This window comes from Pandoraea pneumonica (assembly GCF_049918595.1).
Taxonomy (GTDB): Bacteria; Pseudomonadota; Gammaproteobacteria; order Burkholderiales; family Burkholderiaceae; genus Pandoraea; species Pandoraea pneumonica_A.
Genome location: NZ_JBNCRZ010000002.1, coordinates 312,713 through 333,203 on the forward strand (window position 1 = coordinate 312,713; position 20,491 = coordinate 333,203).

Here is a 20,491-nt window from a genome sequence, read left to right on the forward strand (position 1 = left end):
GCGAATTACGATTTGCGCAGCTTGGCGGCGCGTTCGGCCAGCAGGTCGTCGGCGGGGGCGCCGCGTAGCCGCTGTTCGATATATTCCAGATCGTGGGTGATTTGCGCTTCCATTTTTTCAGCTTCGCGGAGTTCGCGCCGCACCTGGGCGGTGCGTTCGCGCAGCGTTTCGCGCTGTGAGTGGAGGGCTTGGCGCACGACTTGAAGGTCTTCGTCGTTCATTCGCGACTTGCCGGCTTCGACGAGTCGCATGGGGCGCTTGAGCATTTCCGTGATGGCGGCAATGGAAAAGCCGAGCGAGCGCATGCGCAGAATGCGCCCGAAGGTGGCGAGATCGCCTTGGGTGTACATGCGATAGCGGCCTTCACTGCGGGCGGGTACGACGAGATTGAGCTCTTCGTAGTACTTCAGCGTGCGGGCCGTGACGCCTAGCGCGGTGGCGGCTTGGCTGACGGTGAGCAAGTCAGCATCGCCGTCGCGCGGGGCTGGCGGCGCGGTCGATTCGGTGGGATCTGTGGGCATTGGGGGTGCCTCCGATCAAATGATGGAGCGAATGTTAGCACAACCTGTACGTGAACGTACAGGTTTGAGTGTGAGGGCGTTGCGGGAAGTACAGCGAGAGGTGGTGGCGGCTGATCGGCCCCCCCCTCGCCGAGGAGGCGGGCTTAGCGAGCCGACTCGTTGGGTGCCGTTTCCCAGCGAATGGCGCGCACGCCTGCCGTATCGCCCAAGGTGGAGACTAAATGCACGAGTGCGGCGCGTTGTCCGCGTTCGCAGCGCAGCACGTAGTCGAGTTCGAGCAGGTAGCCGCCCGAGCGGTGGGTGCGTGCGGCGGTTTCCAGCTTGAGTTGGTGCGAGTGCAGGGCGGTGCGCACCTTCACGTCGATCTCGCTGGCTTTCGAGGCGAGGGTGAGCACGACAAGTCGGTATTGCGGCGACGTTGTCACCGTCGTGGGGGCGCTGGATGTGCGAGCGCGTTGGCGGCCGAACAGCGTTGGGATGAACATTTGCAGCGTCATGGTGACCTCCTGAATCGAGGGCCCGAGGAAGGGCCTGAGACGGTGGATGCCGGGGCATGGCTGCGCGTATCACGTTGGCAGCGCACGCGTGCGGGCGGATCGCCGGCGCACGTGTCAGTGCTGCGGTGGGTGCAAACGCGCGAAGGTTACGCAAGCGTCGACAGGCTATGCGGGCGTGGGCTTGCTGCCAGTGCGGTGGCGAGCAAACACGCGCATCGAGCGTGTCGTTCCCGGGCGCGTGTACGCATCGGGAAATAGCTGAACTGCGGTTGGAAGTGCTGGAAAACGTGACCGCTGCCGGGCTTCAGAACAGGTGTTGAGGCTGATGAAATCGGTGCGATCGATGCACTACCGCTGCGACATTGGGGCCGGCAGCGGCAGTCGAGGACGACTGCGGGTTACCGGGCCAACGCCTCGTCGGTCATTGCCGACGCTTGCGTGCTACTGGAGCAACTGCCCACGGAAAACTCCGTCGTAATTGGAAAGACGTGATTTTAGGGTTTTATCCCGCTTCTGTAAAGAAAACCACTCCATTTCGCGGCGTTTTGTCGCGAAATTGACGATATTTTTACGGAAATGGGGCGACTTTCGAGCGTAATGCTGCTGAGGCCAGGTGCGATGGCAGGACGACGCGAAACCGACGCGCCTATCAGTCCGGCAGCACTTTCCCGGGGTTCATCAGGCCGAGGGGGTCGAGGGCCGTTTTGATTTGACGCATCAACGCGAGTTCGACGGGGGATTTGTAGTGCGCCGACGCATCGCGCTTGAATTGCCCAAGCCCGTGTTCTGCGCTTATCGTGCCGCGATGGGCATGCACGCTGTCGTGTACTGCCGTCGTGACCGGGGTTTGATAGTCGCGCAGAAACGCTTCCGGATCCGCACCGGCCGGGGCCATCACGTTGTAGTGAAGATTGCCGTCGCCAAGGTGTCCGAACGTCACCATGCGGGCGCCGGGCGCGATCTTTTGCACGATCGGATCGGTGGCCGCGAGAAACGCAGGCACCTGAGAGACCGGCACCGCAATATCGTGCTTGATGTTCAGACCGGTGGCCGATTGCGCGAGCGGGATGCTTTCGCGCAGGTGCCAGAGCGCATTCGATTGGGCGAGACTGGCTGCGACCACCGCATCGCGCACGATGCCGCCCTCGACGGCTGTGGTGAGCAGCCGCTCCAGCAAGTCGCGCGCGTGCGCTTCGCTTTCGTTATCGGAGAGTTCGAGCAGTACCGCTTGCGGATGGGATTCGCTGAACGGATATCGTTGCTGCGTGAACACTTGGGCGACGAGTTGCAGACAGAAGTCGGACATCAGCTCGAAGCCTGTGAGCAGCGGTCCCGCCATCGATTGCGCGAGGTTGAGCAGGGCCAGCGCATGCGCGGGGCTATCGAGGGCGGCGAGCGCCGTCATGCGTGCGGCAGGCTGCGCGAACAGTTTCAACGTCGCGGCCGTAATCAGCCCGAGCGTGCCTTCCGCGCCGATGAAGAGGTCGCGCAGATCGTAGCCGGTGTTGTCTTTACGAAGCCCTCGCAAGCCATCCCACAATTCGCCCTGCGGTGTGACCACTTCGAGTCCCAGACACAGTTCGCGTGCGTTGCCGTAACGCAGCACCGCCGTGCCACCTGCGTTCGTGGCGAGATTCCCGCCGATCGTGCAACTGCCCTCTGCCGCGAGACTTAACGGGAACAAGCGTTGCGCCGTTGCTGCCGCTGCCTGCACATTGGCGAGCAACACCCCGGCTTCCGCGGTCAGCGTCATGTTCTCCGCATCCACCTGCCGGATGCGGTCGAGCCTTCGCAAGCTGATGACGACTTGTTGTCCGCTCGCGTCCGGTGTTGCGCCGCCAGCCAAGCCCGTGTTCCCGCCTTGCGGCACCATCGACACGCCATGCGCAACGCACAGGCGCACCAGTGCTGCGGCCTGCGTGGCATCGGCGGGGCGCAGGACGGCGAGGGCGCGTCCGACATAGCGCTTGCGCTGATCGGTCAGATAAGGGGCAACGTCAGCGTCGTCGTGCAGCACGTGGTCGCGGCCAACGAGGTCGCGACAGGCGGTGAGGAAGGCGGTGTCGGTCATCGGGGTTGGTGCGGGGTTAGTGCCGGGTCAGTGCGTTGGCGCCGTCTGCCGGTTACGTGCCTTCGCCGCGCGTTTGAATGGGCGCAGGTAGAACACGGTGGCAAAAAAGAAGACGACAGACAACGCCGTTTCGATCCAAGCGAGCGTGGCGGACGGTCCGGTATCCGTCATGCCGCGCACCACGCCTTCGGCCAGAAACAGCAGGATGAACATGCTCGACCATTGCAGCGTGTAGAGATTGCCCCGCAACACGCCCCGTAACGGCAACAGCAGAAGCAGTGCTTTGAGTACCAGCCACGAGCCGCCCGGACGCAAGGGCGCGAGCCACAGTTCCCACGCCACCGAAAGTGCAATTAAGGCCAACAGGCTGGCGATGCTGATGCGCCGCAACGTGCTTGACGTTGCAGGCGTATTGCCTTGCGCATTGGACGACTCGAACGACTCGGGCGGTGTGGCAGTCATGGGCTGTCTCGGTTGCCTTAACTACTGCATGGAGCGACTGCAAGGAGTGATATGCACAGCGCGTCGCCTCTTCGTGCGCGTGCGCTGGGCAATCACGCAAAAAACGTCATTCTGCCAGCTTGAGCGCCGCGCGTGCGAGACGTGCCCCGAGTGCCGACGCCAGTTGACGCTCGTCGGCCGACAGCGGGTTGCCGTCATGGGCGAAGTGCGTCGCACCGTAAGGCGAACCACCCGTGCGGGTGCTCGACAATGCCGGCTCCGTGTACGGCAACCCCATGAGCAGCATGCCGTGATGCAGCAGCGGAATCATCATCGAAAGCAGCGTGCTTTCCTGCCCGCCATGCAAGCTGGCGGACGACGTGAACACGCATGCGGGCTTCCCGGCGAGGGCGCCCGAGAGCCACTGCGGCGTGGTGCCGTCGAGGAAGTATTTGAGCGCGGCGGCCATATTGCCGAAGCGCGTGGGCGAGCCTAACGCCAGGCCGGTGCACTCTTCGAGGTCGCGCAATTCGACGTAGGGCGGGCCGCTGTCGGGAATGTCGGAGGCGCTCGCTTCACACACCGTCGAGACGGCAGGCACCGTGCGCACGCGGGCTTGTGCGCCGGGCACGCTGTCGATACCGGCGGCGATGCATTGTGCGAGTTGGGCGGTGGTGCCGTGTCGGCTGTAATACAGGACGAGAATTTCGGTCATGAAATCGGAGTGAGGTCGCGCGCCCCGAGGCGGCAAACGGCTCGGAACCTTGCGTATCGAGTGAAAACGGGGCAAAAAGTGCGGGTATTATAGGGCGTTCCTAAGCGAGTAACCTTGGCCGTGCCCTTGCGCGTTCTTGCCCATCCTTGCATGTTCTCGCATGTCTTCGCACGACCTTTCTCAAGGAGCCCGATTTGATCAAGCTGTCCCGCATCAACTGGAACAACGTTCGCCAACTGCTGAAGTACGCGCTTTCGCGTGCCCAGGACGACCGGATTCCCCAGGTGGCGGGTAGCCTCACGTTCACTTCGATCCTCTCGATCGTGCCGCTCTTCGCGGTGACGTTCGCGCTGTTCACGGCGTTCCCGATCTTCAAGTCGTTTCGCGATTCGCTGCAAGGCTTTCTCATCGAGCATTTGATGCCGGAGAGCGTCAACGCGCAGATCTTCGGTTATCTCAATCAATTCGCTGCGAAGGCGACGAGTCTCACGGCATTCGGCCTGATTGGCTTGCTGGTCACGTCGGTCCTGACGTTGATGACCGTCGAATCGGCGTTCAACGTGATTTGGCGCGTGCCGCGTCCGCGCCCGCTGGCGCAGCGGTTGCTGATCTATTGGAGCTTGTTGACGCTGGGGCCGCTGCTGTTCGGCGTGAGCCTGTCGATCAGTTCGTACATCTTCACGCAGTCGATGTCGCTGGTGAGCACGCTGCCACCGGCCGTCGCTTCGCTGCTCAGCTTGATTCCGCCCGCGCTGACGAGTGTGGCGTTCATGCTGATGTATCTCTACATGCCGAACTGCAAGGTCGATTGGCGCGATGCACTCGCTGGCGGCGTGGTGGCGGCGCTGGCCCTCGATCTGACCAAACGCGGCTTCGGTTTGTACATTCGGCAGTTTCCGACGTACACGGCGGTCTATGGCGCGTTTGCTGCCGTGCCTATCTTTTTGCTGTGGATCTATCTCTCGTGGCTGGTCGCCCTCGTGGGCGCGACGATTGCGTCGGTGTTGCCGGCGCTGCGCTTGGGGCACTTCCAATATCCACAGTTCCCGGGCAGCGATTTGCTCGACGGCCTGACGCTGATCCATCTGCTCAATCAGGATCGGGAAACCGGCGGACGTGGCCGTACAACGATCGAACTGGCGCGCTCCATGCATACGAGCCTCGACCACGCCAACGGGTTATTGCTACGGCTAGAGCGCATGGGGTGGGTTGGCCGCATGATGATGCAGCCGCCTGCGGAACGTTGGGTACTGCTGGCGAATCCGCACACCGCGACGCTCGCACCGCTGGTCGGGCAACTCGCGCTGAACGTGGACGAACTGGCGCGTCAGATGGAACGCCACGCGCTCGACGGCGCGCACGTGGCCGAGATTCTGCGCGAAGGCAAATGGGACGTCCCGCTTATCGATGCATTGCCGCGCGAAGTGTTGCCGGAAGACGAACCCGCCGCTGAGTCCGGACAAGATGACGCCGATCGCCCCACGGGGCAGGGAAGCGCTAGAGCTTGATCCGTCCGAGGCAGATGTCGCGAAACATCACCCAGTCACCCAGCAGGCTGTAGAACGGATGGCGGAACGTGGCAGGCCGATTCTTCTCGAAAAAGAAGTGGCCGACCCACGCAAACGCATAGCCGCAGACGACCGCTGCCGGTAGCCACCAGACGTTACCGGTCACCGCGAACACCAGCACACACGCAATCACGCCCCACGAGCCGACAAAGTGCAGACGGCGGCACGTGGCGTTCCGGTGTTCGCCCAGATAAAACGGGTAGAAATCCGCAAACCGCGTGAACGCGGGTGCGGCGTCGTGGGAATCTCGCATGACAAGCCTCCTTTGCGAGTGGACGCGCTGGATGTCGCGGTACGTGGCCTACTTGGTCGCGCATTCCATGTGCGTCTAGTCACGTATCTAGTCACGTATATAGCGGCGCATTTAGTGTCGCATGAATTGCACAAGCGCATCGAGCAAGGCATCGGGCTGTTCCGTCATGATGGCGTGCCCGGCGTTGACGGTTTTCACCGTGACCGGTACGCCGCCGGTGCTCTCCACACTGGACACACCGCCGGCGCCTTCCGTGCCCCCTGACGCGCTCACCCCGCCTTCCCGCAGCGCGTCGAGCAGCGCCTTCGCCGCGCGTGGCGGTGTCATCAGATCGCGTTGTCCAAGGACCGCCAGCACCGGGCACTTCACCCGGGCAGCCGCCTCCCAGCCTTGATCGTAGCTATTGCAGGCTTCGAAATCGGTCAAAAATACCTTTTCGCCGGGGTTGCGTTTCGCCACGCGCTCCATGAGCCGCTGGTTGCCACCCCACGTCCAAAACCCGGGGCCCGGCGCTGACGGTTTTGCGGCGAGCGTGCTGTGCGACCACTCGTTCACGAGCGCAATCGCTTCCGGTTCGCGGTGTGCTGCGGCGTCGAGTAGCGCATCGGAGACTTTCATCGGATACGCCGTGCCCACGAGCGCGATGCGCGATACGCGCGTCGGGTACCGTGCCGCCGCGTCCAACGCAATGAGCGAGCCCATGCTGTGACCGACCAAGGCGGCGGTCCGTACACCCGCTGCATCGAGCACGGCCACGACCCAATCGGCCAACGCACCGATGGTCTTAAGCGGTGTGCCGGTGCTGCGATGGTGTCCCGGCAAGTCGAGTGCGAGCACGTTCATGCCGTGATTGGCGAGGTATCGGCTTTGCAGCCCCCAAACGCTATGGTCGTGTTGCGCGCCGTGCAGAAAGACAACCGTCGGCTGCGACGGCTGAATCGGTTTGCCAGCGGTATACGCGTAGACGGTGTTGCCCGCGACGTCGAAGTTCATGAGTCGTGTCCCCTTTATCGTTTTGTCGATGCCTTCAGGCCGCGTTTGAGGTCTTGAATCAGATCGTCCGGATCTTCCAGTCCGATCGATAGGCGGACGGTGCCTTCGCCGATGCCTGCGGCGGCCAGCGCCGTTGCGTCCATGCGGAAGTGCGTTGTCGATGCGGGATGGATCACGAGCGAACGGGCATCGCCGACGTTGGCCAGATGCGAGAACAACTGCAACGATTCGATGAAACGCCGCCCGGCGTCTCGGTCGCCGTTCAGATTGAAGCTGAACACCGCGCCAGCGCCGCGCGGTAGCAGCCGCTTCGCGAGTGCGTAGTCCGGGTGGGAGGGCAGTTCGGGGTAGGCGACGGACGCCACAGCTTCATGCCCGGCCAGGAATTCGACGACGCGGCGTGCGTTGTCGACATGTCGTGCCATGCGCAGGGGCAGCGTTTCGATACCTTGCAGCAGTTGCCATGCGGCCTGCGGGTGCAGGCACGCGCCGAAGTCGCGCAACCCTTCGCGACGTGCGCGCAGCAGGAATGGCGCGACGGCGCTTTCTTCGGCAAACACCATGCCGTGAAAGCCGTCGTAAGGTTCGGTCAGTTCGGGAAATTTTCCGCTGGCCTCGAAATCGAACGTGCCGCCGTCGATCAGCACACCGCCGATAGTGGTGCCGTGTCCGCCGAGGAACTTGGTCGCCGAGTGATAGACGAGGTCTGCTCCGTGTTCGAACGGCTTGATCAGCCACGGCGTGGTGAAGGTGCTATCCACCATCAACGGCACGCCGGCGTCGTGGGCGATTTGCGCAACGCTCGGGATATCGAGCACGTCGAGCCCGGGGTTGCCGAGCGTTTCGCCGAAAAACAGACGCGTCTCAGGGCGCACCGCGGCGCGCCATCCGGCGATGTCACCCGGGCGCACGAATGTGGTCTCGATGCCGAAGCGGCGCAACGTGTAGTGCAACAGGTTGTGCGATCCGCCGTACAACGCGCTCGATGCGACGATGTGCGACCCGGCCCCCATCAACGTGGCAATGGCCAAGTGCAATGCCGCCTGACCACTCGCCGTGGCAATCGCGCCCACGCCGTTTTCGAGCGCGGCCATGCGCTCCTCGAACACCGCGTTCGTCGGGTTGGAAATGCGCGAGTAGACGTGTCCCGCACGCTCCATATTGAAGAGAGCTGCGGCCTGATCCGAATCGGTAAAAACGAAGGAGGTGGTCTGGTAGATCGGGGTGGCGCGCGCGCCCGTCGTCGGGTCGGGGGCGGCCCCGGCATGCAGGGCAAGCGTGTCGAAATGCGGTACGGACATGTCGGTGAAGGCCTCGTAGCACAAAAGGGAACAGCGGGAGAATCGAGAGAAGCCGCAGGAACGTCGGCAGCCACCTTACGCAAAACATCTGCGGGAGAAGCGGTGGCGGTGTCACTTGACGTATACGGCAATGCTAGCACCACCTTCGTGCGCGCCGACAAGGTTTCGTGGGGGTGTCAGGCAAATTGCGGTGCTGTCCGAGTCATTGCATCCGGTGTTGTCCGAGCAAGCGGGGAGAATCGGCCGAAAACCCGCGCCACGCGGCGATGGAGGCGTCGCCGCGCCTTTCCTTTTAGGATGCTTTCCGATAGCATCACTTCAACTAATTACAATTCAGTGCGGAGACGCTGGCAGACACGCCGGTACTTCGCGTCGCTATTTGAAGTCTGGCGGCAGGGTCTGCGGTAGCGCTGTGCAGCCTGCGCCCGAGTCATGCCAAGAGGAGTGTGTGCCATGCGTGTGTCTGACATCCTGAAGGTAAAGGGCAACACCCTTTTCACCGTGACCCCGGAAACGTCGCTGGCCGAAGCCGTCGACACGATGGCGGAGCACGACATCGGCTCGCTCGTCGTGATGGAGTACGGCGATCTCGTGGGCATGCTCACGTTCCGGGAAATCATCAATACGATCAGCAAGAATGGCGGCACGGTCGGCACGTCGACCATCCGCAAGGTCATGGACGATCACCCGCTCACCTGCACGCCGGAGACCGACGTGAACGAGGTGCGCCGCATGATGCTGGAGCGCCATGCGCGGTATCTGCCGGTCATGGACAGCCGCACGTTGATGGGCGTGATCTCGTTCTATGACGTGGCGCGCGCGGTTGTCGAAGAGCAGTCGTTCGAGAATCGCATGCTCAAGGCCTACATTCGCGACTGGCCGGCCGAGGAAGCGGAAAGCACCAAGTGAGCCAGCCCAGCCAGCGCGGGGCACGCGGCGAGGGCCACCAATCCCGATTATTGAAAGAGCGTCGTTTCGCGCCGTTTTTCTGGACGCAGTTCCTGGGCGCGATGAACGACAACGTGTTCAAGATCGCGTTCACGTCGCTCGTCACCTACCACGCAAGCCTTTTCCAGGACGTCGACGGCAAGACGGCGGCGTTCCTGATTTCCGCCATCTTCATTGCGCCGTTTCTGCTGTTCTCCGCCACCAGCGGACAGATTGCAGACAAGTTCGATAAGGCGCGCCTGATCCGCTTTGTCAAGACGTTGGAGATCGTCATCATGGCCGTCGGTGCGGCTGGCTTTCTCTGGGCGAGCGCGCCGCTGCTTTACGTTTGTACGTTCCTGATGGGGCTGCATTCGACGCTATTCGGCCCGGCGAAATACGCCTATCTGCCACAGCATCTCGGCGATCACGAACTGGTAGGCGGCAACGGGTTGGTCGAGATGGGGACGTTCGTCGCCATTCTGATCGGCACCATCATCGGTGGCGAAATTGCCGGCGTCGGGGCGTCGGCATTGCCTTGGCTGGGTGGGGTATGCGTCACGCTGGCCGTCTTGGGGCGACTCGTGTCCACTTGGGTGCCATCGACACCTGCCGCGCAGCCGGATCTGAAAATCAACTGGAATCCGTTCACGGAGACGTGGCGGAACTTGCGCATCGCTCGCAGCGAGCGGGCGGTGTTTCTGAGCCTGTTGGGAATCTCGTGGCTGTGGTTTCTCGGAGCGACATTTCTCGCGTCGTTCTTCAATTTCTCGCGCGATGTGCTGGGGGCGAATCCGAACGTCGTGACATTGCTGCTCGCGATGTTCTCGATCGGTATCGGCATTGGTTCGATGCTGTGTGAACGCTTGTCCGGTGGGAAGGTCGAGATCGGGCTCGTGCCGTTCGGCTCCATCGGGATGACCGTCTTCGCCGTGGATCTGTATTTCGCGAGCCGTGGTGGGGCGCCGGGGGCGACGTTGCAAACCGTCGGGCAGTTTCTCGCACAACCGAGTCACTGGCGCATTCTGGCCGATCTGTTCTTGCTGGCGATGTTCGGCGGTTTTTACAGCGTGCCGCTTTATGCGCTCATTCAAAGCCGAAGCGCACCTTCGCATCGAGCGCGCATCATCGCCGCGAATAATATTCTCAACGCGCTGTTCATGGTCGTATCGGCGCTCATGGCGATGGCGCTCACGCGCGCTGGGTTCACCATCGATCAGTTGTATCTCGTCACCGGGATTCTCAATGCGCTGGTGGCGGTGTACCTCTATACATTGCTGCCCGAGTTCCTCATTCGCTTTGTCATGTGGTTGTTGCTGCATACCGTGTATCGCATCGACGTGCGCGGGGCCGATCGAATTCCGGACGAGGGACCGTGCGTGCTCGTGTGTAATCACGTGAGCTTCGCCGATGCGGTGGTCATCGGCGCGTCGATTCGCCGTCCGGTGCGCTTCGTGATGGATCACAGAATCTTCCGCATTCCGGTGCTGTCGTGGTTCTTCCGCACGGTAAAAGCGATTCCGATTGCGCCCGCGCATGAAGATGCGCAAGGTCTCTCGCGCGCCTATGAGGAGATCGCAAAAGCGCTCGACGCTGGCGAAGTGGTCTGCATCTTTCCTGAGGGAAAGCTCACGGCGTCCGGCGAATTGCAGGCGTTCAAGCAAGGGGTGCGGCGCATTCTCGATCGTTCGCCGGTGCCGGTCGTTCCGATGGCGCTGCGCGGGCTATGGGGCAGCTTCTTCTCACGCCACGGCGGCTCGGCGATGACGCGGCCGTTCAAGCGCGGCATCCTCAACCGGCTGGAGCTTGTCATTGGCGAGCCGGTCACGGCAACCCAAGCCACCCCCGAGGTGCTGCGCGAGCGCGTGCTCGAATTGCGCGGCCCTTGGCCTGTCTAAGCGCGGCGGGGCGGGATCGCTGGCATAATAGGGCCTTCCCGTCTCACCCGAACCTGATCCCCGTATGTCTGGCAATACGCTTGGAACCCTGTTTACCGTCACCACTTTCGGCGAATCGCATGGCCCGGCCATCGGCTGCGTCATCGACGGCTGCCCGCCGGGAATGGCGCTCACGGAAGCCGATATCCAGGTTGAGCTGGATCGTCGCCGTCCCGGCACGTCGCGCCACGTTACGCAGCGTAACGAGCCCGATGCCGTCGAGATTCTCTCCGGCGTTTTCGAGGGTGTGACCACAGGTACCCCGATCGCCTTGCTCATCCGTAACACCGATCAGCGCAGCAAGGACTACGGCAATATCGTCGAGACGTTCCGTCCCGGCCACGCCGACTACACCTACTGGCAGAAATACGGCGTGCGCGATTATCGAGGCGGCGGCCGGTCGTCGGCACGTCTGACGGCGCCGGTGGTGGCGGCGGGTGCCGTGGCGAAGAAGTGGCTGGCCGAGCGTTGCGGCGTGCAAATCCACGGGTGCATGACGCAACTCGGCGAAGTCGAAATTCCGCAGACGGACTGGTCCCAAGTGTCGCAAAACCCGTTCTTCGCGGCGAATGCCGACGTCGTGCCGCAACTCGAAACCTATATGGATGACCTGCGCAAGGCGGGCGACTCCGTCGGTGCGAAGTTGCGCGTGGTTGCGACGGGCGTGCCGGTCGGTTTGGGCGAGCCGTTGTTCGATCGCCTCGATGCCGATATCGCTCACGCGATGATGGGTCTCAATGCCGTTAAGGGCGTCGAGATTGGTGCAGGTTTCCGGAGCGTGACGCAGAAGGGCTCGGAGCACGGCGACGAACTGACGCCGGAAGGCTTCGTCGGCAACAATGCCGGTGGCGTTCTTGGCGGGATTTCGACGGGGCAGGATATCGACGTGTCGATTGCCATCAAGCCGACGTCGAGCATCCGCACGCCGCGCCGTTCGATCGACAAAGCGGGCGATGCCTCGACCGTTGAGACTTTCGGCCGTCACGACCCATGCGTTGGCATTCGTGCGACGCCGATTGCCGAAGCGTTGCTGGCACTCGTGCTGATCGACCACGCATTGCGCCATCGCGCGCAATGCGGCGACGTGCACGTCGACACGCCGGTGATTGCACCGCACGCACCGGAATAAGCGTTACGACGGCTTCACGGCTCGCGATGCGAGTGGCTCAGCAAAGCAAAACGCCAGACATTGTCTGGCGTTTTTTGTTGGGCCGCGTGGTGTGCAAATCATTCCTTACATTGCGTAATCGGCTGTTCCCCCTTCGTCCGATAAAGCGTCCCTTCGGGCCCTTTGCTCCACCAGATCAACGAACGTCCGACATGTTTTTCGCCGCTCGCCGCACGCGTCGGTTTGAGCACCTCGCGCTTGCCCATCCAGTAAAGCGTGACGTCGCCGCCAAGGTTGTGATCGTCGTAGACCACGACCGCGACGTGTCCGTTTTCACAGAGATAGCTCACGGTCTTTGCCTGTACGCCGGCGCTTGCGAGCAGTAGTGCCCCGGTGAGTGCCGCTGTGCCGAGAGAAAACTTGGAGAACCGGGATGTTGAGGAAGTCCGCAGCATGAAGCCCCCTTGCCTTTGGCGTTGAAGATGCGAGCCGTCACGACATCACCGCGAAGCGACCCGCGAAATGACAAACCGCCGGGCGAACCGGCGGCTGTCGTGCATTACATGTTCGGGTAGTTCGGCCCGCCGCCACCTTCCGGCGTGACCCACACGATGTTCTGCGTGGGGTCTTTGATATCGCACGTCTTGCAATGCACGCAGTTCTGCGCATTGATTTGCAGACGTTCCGAGTCGTCGTCGTTCTTCACGAACTCATACACCCCGGCCGGGCAGTAACGCTGTTCCGGACCGGCGTATTCCGAAAGATTGATGCCGACCGGTACGCTCGGATTTTTGAGCGTGAGGTGAGCCGGCTGGTTCTCTTCGTGATTGGTGTTGGAGATGAACACCGAGGACAGACGGTCGAACGTGAGCTTACCGTCCGGCTTCGGATAGACGATCGGCTGACACTGCGATGCAGGCAGCAGGCACTCGTGATCGGCCTTCTTGCGGTGGATGGTCCAAGGCATCTTGCCGCCGAGCAGCTTTTGCTCGATGCCGGTCATCAGCGTGGCAACCGTCAGGCCCTTCTTGAACCACTGCTTGAAGTTGCGCGCCTTGTTCAGTTCCTCGTGCAGCCACGATTGCTCGAACGCCACCGGATAGGCACTCAGTTCGTCGCGTTGACGATCGGCGACCAGCGCGTCGAAGGCGGCATCGGCGGCCATCATGCCGGTCTTAATTGCCGCGTGGCTACCCTTAATGCGGCTCGCATTCAGGAAGCCGGCTTCGCAGCCGACGAGTGCGCCGCCCTTGAAAACGAGCTTCGGCAGCGAGAGCAGGCCACCGGCCGTGATCGCCCGCGCACCGTACGACACGCGCTTGCCGCCTTCGAGGAAGTGGCGAATCGACGGGTGCGTCTTGTAGCGCTGGAATTCTTCGAACGGGGACAGGTACGGATTGCTGTAGTCGAGGCCGACGATGAAACCGACAGCGACCTGATTGTTCGGCAGGTGATAAAGGAACGAGCCGCCGTAGGTGTGCGAATTGAGCGGCCAGCCGGCCGTGTGCACGACCAGACCTTCCTTATGCTTGGCCGGATCGATTTCCCACAATTCCTTGATGCCCAGACCGTACGCCTGCGGATCGCGGCCTTCGTCCAGATTGAACTTGCGCATCAACTGACGGCCGAGGCTGCCGCGTGCGCCTTCCGAGAAGATCGTGTACTTGGCGTGCAACTCCATGCCGAGCTGGAAGTTCTCCGTCGGCTCGCCGTCCTTGCCCACGCCCATGTTGCCGGTGGCAACGCCCATCACGGCGCCGTTCTCGTCGTACAGCACTTCCGCGGCCGGGAAGCCGGGGAAAATCTCGACGCCGAGCGCTTCGGCCTGCTGGCCGAGCCAGCGCACCACATTGCCCAGACTGATCACATAGTTACCGTGGTTCTGGAAGCAGGCGGGCAGCAGCCACAACGGCGTGGAGGTTGCGCCGTTTTCCGTCAGAAACAGGAAACGGTCTTCGCTCACGGGGGTGTCGAGCGGTGCGCCGCGTTCCTTCCAGTCGGGGATGAGTTCAGTGAGCGCCTGCGGATCCATGACGGCGCCGGACAGGATGTGGGCACCGATCTCCGAGCCTTTTTCCAGCACGCAAACGGAAATCTCTTTGCCGGCTTCCTGCGCGCGCTGCTTCAGACGGATGGCTGTGGACAGACCGGCCGGACCGCCGCCAACGATGACGACGTCGTACTCCATCGATTCCCTCGGGCCGTACTGCTCGAGCAGCTTGGGATCCATTGATGCTCCTGTTATAAACGTTAGAATTCGTGGGTGCGGCCATTTTCCGGGAATGGGGAACACCTCGCAACCGCATATTAATAGCACGATCGTTCGGTTTGCTAGGTAAGAAGCTCTAGCGGCGGGCCATGCGGCACTGTCGTTATTCAATGCGCGTCCGGGCGCAAGGGAGATGAGGATGGGGCGTTCACTGAATCTGGAAGGGAAGGTGGCACTGGTCACCGGCGCGTCAAGCGGGCTTGGCATGCAGTTCGCCAAGGTGCTGGCACAGGCCGGTGCCAAGGTCGTATTGGCCAGCCGCCGTGTGGAACGGCTCAAGGAATTGCGTGCTGAAATCGAGGCGATGGGGGGGGCGGCGCACGTCGTGCCGCTCGATGTGACCGACTACGACAGCATTCGCGCGGGCGTGGCGCATGCCGAGACCGAGGCGGGGGCGATCGATATTCTCATCAACAACTCGGGCGTTTCCACGCAGCAGAAGCTTGTCGATGTCACCCCGCAGGAGTACGACTACGTGCTGGACACGAACACGCGTGGCGCGTTTTTCGTGGCGCAGGAAGTGGCCAAGCGCATGCTCCGTCGCGCCAAAGGCGACCCGCAGCGCCAGCATCGGATCATCAATGTGGCGTCGGTGGCCGGTCAGCGCGCGATTTCGATGCTCGGGGTGTATTGCGTGAGCAAGGCCGCGGTGATCCACATGACGCGCGCCATGGCACTCGAGTGGGGCAAATTCAACATCAACGTGAACGCGCTGTGCCCGGGCTATATCGATACCGAGATCAATCACGACCACTGGCAAACGGAAGCCGGGCGCAAGCTCATTCAGATGTTGCCGCGTCAGCGTGTTGGCGAACCGAGCGATCTTGACGGGTTGATTCTGCTTCTGGCGTCGGACGACTCTCGTTTTATCAACGGCTCGATCATGACCATCGACGACGGATTGGCTGTCGGTTGAGGCTTGGCCCCGATTGCGCAGGCTCGCTGCAATGCGGCAATCGGGGATTGTCCGAGGCAGTCAGGGTGATGGGGGCGGGCGCATAATTCATCGATGCTCACGGGGTCGCACAAGGACCCCGAATCATCTCGAGGACATCATGCGTAATCCAGGCTGGCGGGGGCTCATCGGAGTCGCGCTTGCCCTCGCCGCAACGGCGTTGCCCGTTGCCGCTCAAACCTACAAAGCCGAATACACGCTGTCGATCGTGCCCGATGCGGGCACGCCCTGGGGCAAAGGCACGCAGCTCTGGGCCGATATGGTCCGGGAGCGCACGCACGGACGCATCAATATCAAGTTGCATCCGGGGGCGGCGCTGGTCGGCGGCGATCAGACGCGCGAATTCTCCGCGCTGCGCCAAGGTGTCATCGACATGGCGGTCGGCTCGACGATCAACTGGTCGTCGGCCATCCCCGAATTCAACGTGTTCTCCCTGCCGTTCCTGCTCAAGGGCTATCGTTCGCTCGATGCGCTTACGCATGGCGACGTCGGCCGTGAACTGTTCCGGCGCGTCGAGGAGCAGGGCGTCGTACCGCTCGCCTGGGGCGAAAACGGTTTTCGGCAACTGACCAATTCCCGCCGTCCGATTCGCTCGCCCGACGACATGCGCGGTTTGCGCTTTCGCGTGGTCGGCTCATTGCTGTTCAACGATATTTTTACAGCGCTGGGGGCGTATCCGACCCAGATGACGTGGAACGACGCGATTCGCGCGCTGCGCAGCCGCAAGATCGATGGGCAGGAAAATCCGATGACGATCTATAACAACGTCCGACTCGATACCGTCGGCCAGCGTTACGTCACCGTGTGGGATTACGTGGCCGATCCGATCGTTTTTGTCGTCAACCGGCAGGTTTGGGATAGCTGGTCCGCGCAGGACCGCGACATCGTGCGCGACGCTGCTGTGGAAGCGGCACGCTTCGAAGTCACACTCGCGCGCGAAGACCTGCTCAGCTCTGGGCGAGCGATGTGGGAAGACCTGGAAACCCGCGGCGTCAAGGTGGTGCGCCTCACGCCGGACCAACGTCAGCGTTTCATCGACGCGACGCGGCCTGTCTATCAGAAGTGGAAGGTGCTCGTTGGGCGCGATCTGGTGGAAAAGGCCGAAGCCGCCGTGAAAGGCGACGATGTCGTGAGCAACAAGCCCCGCCCCGCAGTCAGTGCTCTGAAATAAGCCGAGGCGTGCCACTACGCCGCTGCCGCACGCACGACACCCCAAAGCGCTACACTTTGTCTCCATGACGCCCTGCCACCGCTCGGCAGGGCGTTGTCTTTTCATATGGAGAATTCGCAGTGTCGTCGCAATACAAGGAAGTCTTTCGCATGAGCATGCCCATTCGCTGGGGCGATATGGATGCGTTCGGTCACGTCAATAACACCGTCTACTTCCGGTACATGGAGCAGGTGCGTATCTCGTGGCTGGAGACGTTGAATGTCGAAGCGGAGGAGCGCTCGGCGGGCGAGGGCCCCGTCATCATCAACGCGAACATGACGTTCCTGAAGCAACTGCGCTACCCGGGCGATATCGATTGCCGCATGTTCATCGGCGAGCCGGGGCGCTCCAGCATTGATACCCGTTTCGAACTGCGCCGTGCCGACACGCCCGACGTGATCGTGGCGGAAGGCGGCGCGAAGATCGTTTGGGTGAACTATCAGGAAGAGAAATCGGTGCCGCTGCCGACATCGATTCGCGATTTGATGGCGTGAACTGGCAGAGGTGAATCGACCGACGCGATTCACCTCCACCACCGCTGTGACTCAGTTGCCTAAGAGTCGCTGCACCAATTCGGTTGCGGTGCCTGCGCCGTATTTCTGCATCAGACGTGCGCGGTAGATATCGACCGTGCGCGGGCTGATTTCGAGAACCTTGCCGATTTGTTTGCTCGTCTTGCCTTGTACGAGTTGCGCGGCAATCTCGCGCTCGCGAGCGGTCAGGGCAACGGCAACGCGTCGCGTCGCGGAGATATCTTCGAAGGTCCAGAGGCCCGCCGCGTGCGGGTCGTTCACGTCGAGCGAGCGCCCTGTGACGTGGCACCAGAACAGCTCGCCATTGCCCCGGCGCATGATGCGTTCGTCGGAATAAACACCCTGTGAACTCATGATCGGCGGAATGCGCTCACCAATCCGTTCGAACTCCTTCGGGGAGGGGTACAGCACCTGAAACGACTGGCCGATGAGCGTCGTGTGCTCATAACCGAAGATTTTGCCGAGCTGCCGATTGCAGTCCTCGATGATGCGCTGGCGGGAAATGACCAGTCCGACCGGGGCGATGTGAAAAGCTGTCTGGTAGTCGAACGTCGGCATGAGGGCAGGGCGGAGCGGGGGCTGATCGGGTCGGTCCTGGCGCTAGGGCGCCGCGTGCAGCGGCCCGGCACGCGGGAAGATATGTAATTTCACGTATTGTGCCCCATTTGCACGGCACCGTAAGCTCTATGATTGCATGAGACGCGTGGCCACCCGGTTTGGATCGGGCCGCGTGAGCGACGCAACGCGCTAGCGCGCGGCATAATTTCAATTCTCAACCGAGGGAAAGGGACAAACGATGAACAAGGTATTCGCCAGCGCCAAGGAGGCGCTCGCCGGTGTCGTCGCAGACGGGCAAACGCTCGCCGTCGGCGGCTTCGGCCTGTGTGGCATTCCGGAGGCCCTGATCGCAGCATTGCGCGACTCGGGCGTCAAAGGACTCACTTGCATCAGCAACAACGCAGGCGTCGACGGCTTCGGCCTGGGCCTGCTGCTCGAAACACGCCAGATCAAGAAAATGATCTCGTCGTACGTCGGTGAGAACAAAGAGTTCGAGCGCCAGTATCTGGCCGGCGAACTCGAGCTGGAATTTACGCCGCAAGGCACGCTCGCTGAAAAGCTGCGCGCAGGCGGCGCCGGTATCCCGGCATTCTTCACGAAGACCGGTGTAGGTACGGTCGTCGCCGAAGGCAAGGAAACGCGCGAATTCGATGGCGATGTGTACGTGATGGAGCGCTCGTTGCGCGCCGACGTCGCCCTCATCAAGGCCGCTAAGGCCGACCGCGCCGGCAACCTCGTGTTCCATCGCACCGCTCGCAACTTCAACCCGATGGCCGCCATGGCCGGCAAGGTCACGATCGTGGAAGTCGAAGAACTGGTCGAGACCGGTGCCATCGATCCGGACGACGTGCATCTGCCGGGGATCTTCGTTCAGCGCATCGTGCTGAACAAGACGCCGGAAAAACGCATCGAACAGCGCACGGTACGTGCCAAGTAAGCGCCGAGATCAAGGAGATAACCATGGCATGGAATCGTGATGAAATGGCTGCGCGCGCCGCGCGTGAGCTTGAGGACGGCTTTTACGTGAACCTCGGCATCGGTTTGCCCACGTTGGTGGCGAACCATGTGCCGGACGGCATGGAAGTGTGGCTGCAATCGGAGAACGGTCTGCTGGGCATTGGTCCGTTCCCGACCGAAGACGAAGTCGACGCCGACATGATCAATGCCGGCAAGCAGACGGTAACGACGCTGGCAGGCTCGTCGATCTTCTCGTCGGCCGACTCGTTTGCGATGATTCGCGGCGGTCACATCAACCTGGCCATCCTCGGTGCGATGCAGGTCAGCGAGAAGGGCGACCTGGCGAACTGGATGATCCCGGGCAAGATGATCAAGGGCATGGGCGGCGCGATGGACCTCGTGGCCGGTGTCGGCCGTGTGGTCGTGCTCATGGAGCATGTGGCCAAGGGCGACGCGCACAAGATTCTGAAAGCGTGCGATTTGCCGCTGACGGGCGTGGGCGTGGTCAATCGCATCATCACCGACCTCGGTGTGATCGACGTGACGCCGGACGGCCTCAAGGTCGTCGAGTTGGCATCGGGCGTCACGAAGGAAGAAATTGCACAGAAGACCGGGGCACCTCTCGATACGAGCGCTGTCTGAGGACTGGGCCGTGCGTCAGTCATGCTGACGCACCACCTTGCTGAGGGCATCGAGGCCGTTGAACCTCGTTGTCGATGGAAGGCGAAACGGGCGGGGATATCCCCGCCCGTTTTGTTTTGATGCACGGCGTTTGCAGCGTTCGCGGTATCCGCGGCTTCCGCCGTTTCTGCTGCGTCCGCCGAATCAGTCGCGTTCGATACGCCAGGTTACTGGGCGACCCAGCCGCCGTCCATATTCCACGCCACACCGCGCACTTGCGACGCCGCGTCGCTGCAAAGAAACACGGCAAGCGCGCCGAGTTGCTCCGGCGTGACGAACTCGCCCGACGGTTGCTTCTCGCCGAGCAGCGAGCGTTTTGCATCATCGCCCGATAGGTTGTCGCGCGCTGCGCGAGCGTCGACTTGCTTTTGCACCAGCGGCGTCAACACGAAACCCGGGCAAATGGCGTTGGCCGTCACGCCGGTTTGTGCGTTTTCGAGCGCCGTCACTTTCGTCAGTCCGACAATGCCGTGTTTGGCCGCAACGTAGGCCGACTTGCCGGCCGAGCCCACGAGTCCATGCACAGACGCGATGTTGACGATGCGGCCCCAGTTGCGTTCGCGCATCTTCGGCAGAGCGAGCCGCGTAGTGTGAAAGGCCGAGGTGAGGTTGATCGCGATAATCGCGTCCCATTTGTCCGTCGGAAAATCCTGAACTTCGGCCACGTGCTGAATGCCCGCGTTGTTCACGAGAATGTCGACACCGCCGAATTCGGCGTCGGCGTATTGCATCATCGCTTCGATCTCGCTCGCGCGGCTCATGTCGGCACCGTGATAGCCGACGCGGCTTTCGCCGTGTCCCGCTTTGGCCGCCGCCTCGGCGATGGCTTTGCGCGCGGCGTCGGCATCGCCGAATCCGTTCGCGATCACCGTGGCACCTTGTGCTGCGAGCGCCTGCGCCAACCCGAGGCCGATGCCGCTGGTCGAGCCGGTCACGAGGGCGATTTTTCCTTTCAGCATTACGTCGTCTCCGTAGGCATATTGCGTAGAAACTGAC

Annotated in this window: 21 protein-coding genes; 9 read left to right on the forward strand and 12 right to left on the reverse strand. The window is 62.2% G+C overall.

What is annotated here, in order from left to right:
- Window positions 1–5: 5 nt before the first annotated feature.
- The 5 genes from ACPWR9_RS07975 to wrbA all read right to left on the reverse strand — a co-directional run bounded on the left by ACPWR9_RS07975 (window position 6) and on the right by wrbA (window position 4,245).
- A complete protein-coding gene (locus tag ACPWR9_RS07975) occupies window positions 6–521 on the reverse strand; it encodes a MerR family transcriptional regulator (protein ID WP_426297482.1) in 516 nt (171 codons plus the stop codon).
- 143 nt (window positions 522–664) lie between these two features.
- Window positions 665–1,018, reverse strand: a complete 354-nt coding sequence (locus tag ACPWR9_RS07980) for a hypothetical protein (protein WP_426297481.1) — start codon at window positions 1,016–1,018, stop codon at window positions 665–667.
- A gap of 649 nt (window positions 1,019–1,667) precedes the next feature.
- A complete protein-coding gene (locus ACPWR9_RS07985; protein WP_426297479.1) occupies window positions 1,668–3,089 on the reverse strand; it encodes an FAD-binding oxidoreductase in 1,422 nt (473 codons plus the stop codon).
- A 27-nt stretch (window positions 3,090–3,116) separates the two neighbouring features.
- Window positions 3,117–3,551: a DUF2069 domain-containing protein gene (locus ACPWR9_RS07990; protein ID WP_426297477.1), complete on the reverse strand. Its 435-nt coding sequence runs from the start codon at window positions 3,549–3,551 to the stop codon at window positions 3,117–3,119.
- Between the two features lie 106 nt (window positions 3,552–3,657).
- Complete coding sequence (gene wrbA / locus ACPWR9_RS07995) at window positions 3,658–4,245, reverse strand: NAD(P)H:quinone oxidoreductase (protein ID WP_426297475.1); 588 nt, start codon at window positions 4,243–4,245, stop codon at window positions 3,658–3,660.
- Window positions 4,246–4,439: 194 nt separating this feature from the next.
- Between wrbA and ACPWR9_RS08000 the strand changes: the two genes are divergently transcribed.
- Window positions 4,440–5,753 carry a YihY family inner membrane protein gene (locus ACPWR9_RS08000; protein ID WP_426297473.1) on the forward strand — a complete coding sequence of 438 codons (1,314 nt, stop codon included), beginning with the start codon at window positions 4,440–4,442 and terminating at the stop codon, window positions 5,751–5,753.
- Here ACPWR9_RS08000 and ACPWR9_RS08005 read toward each other — a convergent pair.
- The 3 genes from ACPWR9_RS08005 to ACPWR9_RS08015 all read right to left on the reverse strand — a co-directional run bounded on the left by ACPWR9_RS08005 (window position 5,743) and on the right by ACPWR9_RS08015 (window position 8,360).
- Window positions 5,743–6,066, reverse strand: a complete 324-nt coding sequence (locus tag ACPWR9_RS08005) for an Mpo1-like protein (RefSeq protein ID WP_426297471.1) — start codon at window positions 6,064–6,066, stop codon at window positions 5,743–5,745. The genes ACPWR9_RS08000 and ACPWR9_RS08005 overlap by 11 nt on opposite strands.
- 111 nt (window positions 6,067–6,177) lie before the next feature.
- A complete protein-coding gene (locus ACPWR9_RS08010; protein WP_426297469.1) occupies window positions 6,178–7,059 on the reverse strand; it encodes an alpha/beta fold hydrolase in 882 nt (293 codons plus the stop codon).
- A gap of 14 nt (window positions 7,060–7,073) precedes the next feature.
- Window positions 7,074–8,360, reverse strand: a complete 1,287-nt coding sequence (locus ACPWR9_RS08015; protein ID WP_426297467.1) for an O-acetylhomoserine aminocarboxypropyltransferase — start codon at window positions 8,358–8,360, stop codon at window positions 7,074–7,076.
- A gap of 453 nt (window positions 8,361–8,813) precedes the next feature.
- Between ACPWR9_RS08015 and ACPWR9_RS08020 the strand changes: the two genes are divergently transcribed.
- The 3 genes from ACPWR9_RS08020 to aroC all read left to right on the forward strand — a co-directional run bounded on the left by ACPWR9_RS08020 (window position 8,814) and on the right by aroC (window position 12,353).
- Window positions 8,814–9,269, forward strand: coding sequence for a CBS domain-containing protein (locus tag ACPWR9_RS08020; protein WP_150677511.1), 456 nt, complete (start codon window positions 8,814–8,816; stop codon window positions 9,267–9,269).
- Window positions 9,266–11,185 carry an MFS transporter gene (locus ACPWR9_RS08025; RefSeq protein ID WP_426297465.1) on the forward strand — a complete coding sequence of 640 codons (1,920 nt, stop codon included), beginning with the start codon at window positions 9,266–9,268 and terminating at the stop codon, window positions 11,183–11,185. Before ACPWR9_RS08020 ends, ACPWR9_RS08025 begins: the two co-directional genes overlap by 4 nt.
- A gap of 64 nt (window positions 11,186–11,249) precedes the next feature.
- Window positions 11,250–12,353, forward strand: a complete 1,104-nt coding sequence (aroC, locus tag ACPWR9_RS08030; RefSeq protein ID WP_426297463.1) for a chorismate synthase — start codon at window positions 11,250–11,252, stop codon at window positions 12,351–12,353.
- A gap of 98 nt (window positions 12,354–12,451) precedes the next feature.
- Here the strand turns inward: aroC and ACPWR9_RS08035 are convergent, their stop codons facing one another.
- Both ACPWR9_RS08035 and ACPWR9_RS08040 read right to left on the reverse strand, forming a co-directional pair.
- Window positions 12,452–12,682: an MliC family protein gene (locus ACPWR9_RS08035; RefSeq protein WP_426311981.1), complete on the reverse strand. Its 231-nt coding sequence runs from the start codon at window positions 12,680–12,682 to the stop codon at window positions 12,452–12,454.
- Window positions 12,683–12,891: 209 nt separating this feature from the next.
- Window positions 12,892–14,562, reverse strand: coding sequence for an FAD-dependent oxidoreductase (locus tag ACPWR9_RS08040; protein ID WP_426297459.1), 1,671 nt, complete (start codon window positions 14,560–14,562; stop codon window positions 12,892–12,894).
- A 178-nt stretch (window positions 14,563–14,740) separates the two neighbouring features.
- On the opposite strand from ACPWR9_RS08040, the gene ACPWR9_RS08045 reads away from it, so the two are divergent.
- The 3 genes from ACPWR9_RS08045 (at window position 14,741) to ACPWR9_RS08055 (ending at window position 17,260) form a co-directional block, all read left to right on the forward strand.
- Entirely contained in the window at window positions 14,741–15,517 is a 777-nt protein-coding gene (locus ACPWR9_RS08045) for an SDR family oxidoreductase (RefSeq protein WP_150677516.1), read from the forward strand.
- A gap of 139 nt (window positions 15,518–15,656) precedes the next feature.
- On the forward strand, window positions 15,657–16,727 hold the full coding sequence (locus ACPWR9_RS08050; protein ID WP_426297457.1) for a DctP family TRAP transporter solute-binding subunit: 1,071 nt from the start codon (window positions 15,657–15,659) through the stop codon (window positions 16,725–16,727).
- A gap of 119 nt (window positions 16,728–16,846) precedes the next feature.
- Window positions 16,847–17,260, forward strand: coding sequence for an acyl-CoA thioesterase (locus ACPWR9_RS08055; RefSeq protein WP_426297455.1), 414 nt, complete (start codon window positions 16,847–16,849; stop codon window positions 17,258–17,260).
- A gap of 51 nt (window positions 17,261–17,311) precedes the next feature.
- Here ACPWR9_RS08055 and ACPWR9_RS08060 read toward each other — a convergent pair whose 3' ends face one another.
- A complete protein-coding gene (locus tag ACPWR9_RS08060; protein WP_426297453.1) occupies window positions 17,312–17,857 on the reverse strand; it encodes a LuxR C-terminal-related transcriptional regulator in 546 nt (181 codons plus the stop codon).
- 238 nt (window positions 17,858–18,095) lie between these two features.
- Between ACPWR9_RS08060 and ACPWR9_RS08065 the strand changes: the two genes are divergently transcribed.
- Complete coding sequence (locus tag ACPWR9_RS08065) at window positions 18,096–18,794, forward strand: CoA transferase subunit A (RefSeq protein ID WP_426297451.1); 699 nt, start codon at window positions 18,096–18,098, stop codon at window positions 18,792–18,794.
- A 23-nt stretch (window positions 18,795–18,817) separates the two neighbouring features.
- The gene (locus ACPWR9_RS08070; protein ID WP_426297449.1) at window positions 18,818–19,456 is read left to right on the forward strand and encodes a CoA transferase subunit B; all 639 of its coding nucleotides are present in this window, start codon (window positions 18,818–18,820) and stop codon (window positions 19,454–19,456) included.
- Between the two features lie 206 nt (window positions 19,457–19,662).
- Here the strand turns inward: ACPWR9_RS08070 and ACPWR9_RS08075 are convergent, their stop codons facing one another.
- The gene (locus ACPWR9_RS08075) at window positions 19,663–20,454 is read right to left on the reverse strand and encodes a 3-hydroxybutyrate dehydrogenase (protein WP_426297447.1); all 792 of its coding nucleotides are present in this window, start codon (window positions 20,452–20,454) and stop codon (window positions 19,663–19,665) included.
- Between the last annotated feature and the right edge of the window lie 37 nt (window positions 20,455–20,491).

Excerpts from the sequence above, each read along its gene's own strand:
- ACPWR9_RS07975 (WP_426297482.1), bottom strand. The coding sequence starts at position 521 with ATGCCCACAGATCCCACCGAATCGACCGCGCCGCCAGCCCCGCGCGAC.
- ACPWR9_RS07980 (WP_426297481.1), bottom strand. The coding sequence starts at position 1,018 with ATGACGCTGCAAATGTTCATCCCAACGCTGTTCGGCCGCCAACGCGCT.
- ACPWR9_RS07985 (WP_426297479.1), bottom strand. The coding sequence starts at position 3,089 with ATGACCGACACCGCCTTCCTCACCGCCTGTCGCGACCTCGTTGGCCGC.
- ACPWR9_RS07990 (WP_426297477.1), bottom strand. The coding sequence starts at position 3,551 with ATGACTGCCACACCGCCCGAGTCGTTCGAGTCGTCCAATGCGCAAGGC.
- wrbA (WP_426297475.1), bottom strand. The coding sequence starts at position 4,245 with ATGACCGAAATTCTCGTCCTGTATTACAGCCGACACGGCACCACCGCC.
- ACPWR9_RS08005 (WP_426297471.1), bottom strand. The coding sequence starts at position 6,066 with ATGCGAGATTCCCACGACGCCGCACCCGCGTTCACGCGGTTTGCGGAT.
- ACPWR9_RS08010 (WP_426297469.1), bottom strand. The coding sequence starts at position 7,059 with ATGAACTTCGACGTCGCGGGCAACACCGTCTACGCGTATACCGCTGGC.
- ACPWR9_RS08015 (WP_426297467.1), bottom strand. The coding sequence starts at position 8,360 with ATGTCCGTACCGCATTTCGACACGCTTGCCCTGCATGCCGGGGCCGCC.
- ACPWR9_RS08020 (WP_150677511.1), top strand. The coding sequence starts at position 8,814 with ATGCGTGTGTCTGACATCCTGAAGGTAAAGGGCAACACCCTTTTCACC.
- aroC (WP_426297463.1), top strand. The coding sequence starts at position 11,250 with ATGTCTGGCAATACGCTTGGAACCCTGTTTACCGTCACCACTTTCGGC.
- ACPWR9_RS08040 (WP_426297459.1), bottom strand. The coding sequence starts at position 14,562 with ATGGATCCCAAGCTGCTCGAGCAGTACGGCCCGAGGGAATCGATGGAG.
- ACPWR9_RS08045 (WP_150677516.1), top strand. The coding sequence starts at position 14,741 with ATGGGGCGTTCACTGAATCTGGAAGGGAAGGTGGCACTGGTCACCGGC.
- ACPWR9_RS08050 (WP_426297457.1), top strand. The coding sequence starts at position 15,657 with ATGCGTAATCCAGGCTGGCGGGGGCTCATCGGAGTCGCGCTTGCCCTC.
- ACPWR9_RS08060 (WP_426297453.1), bottom strand. The coding sequence starts at position 17,857 with ATGCCGACGTTCGACTACCAGACAGCTTTTCACATCGCCCCGGTCGGA.
- ACPWR9_RS08065 (WP_426297451.1), top strand. The coding sequence starts at position 18,096 with ATGAACAAGGTATTCGCCAGCGCCAAGGAGGCGCTCGCCGGTGTCGTC.
- ACPWR9_RS08070 (WP_426297449.1), top strand. The coding sequence starts at position 18,818 with ATGGCATGGAATCGTGATGAAATGGCTGCGCGCGCCGCGCGTGAGCTT.
- ACPWR9_RS08075 (WP_426297447.1), bottom strand. The coding sequence starts at position 20,454 with ATGCTGAAAGGAAAAATCGCCCTCGTGACCGGCTCGACCAGCGGCATC.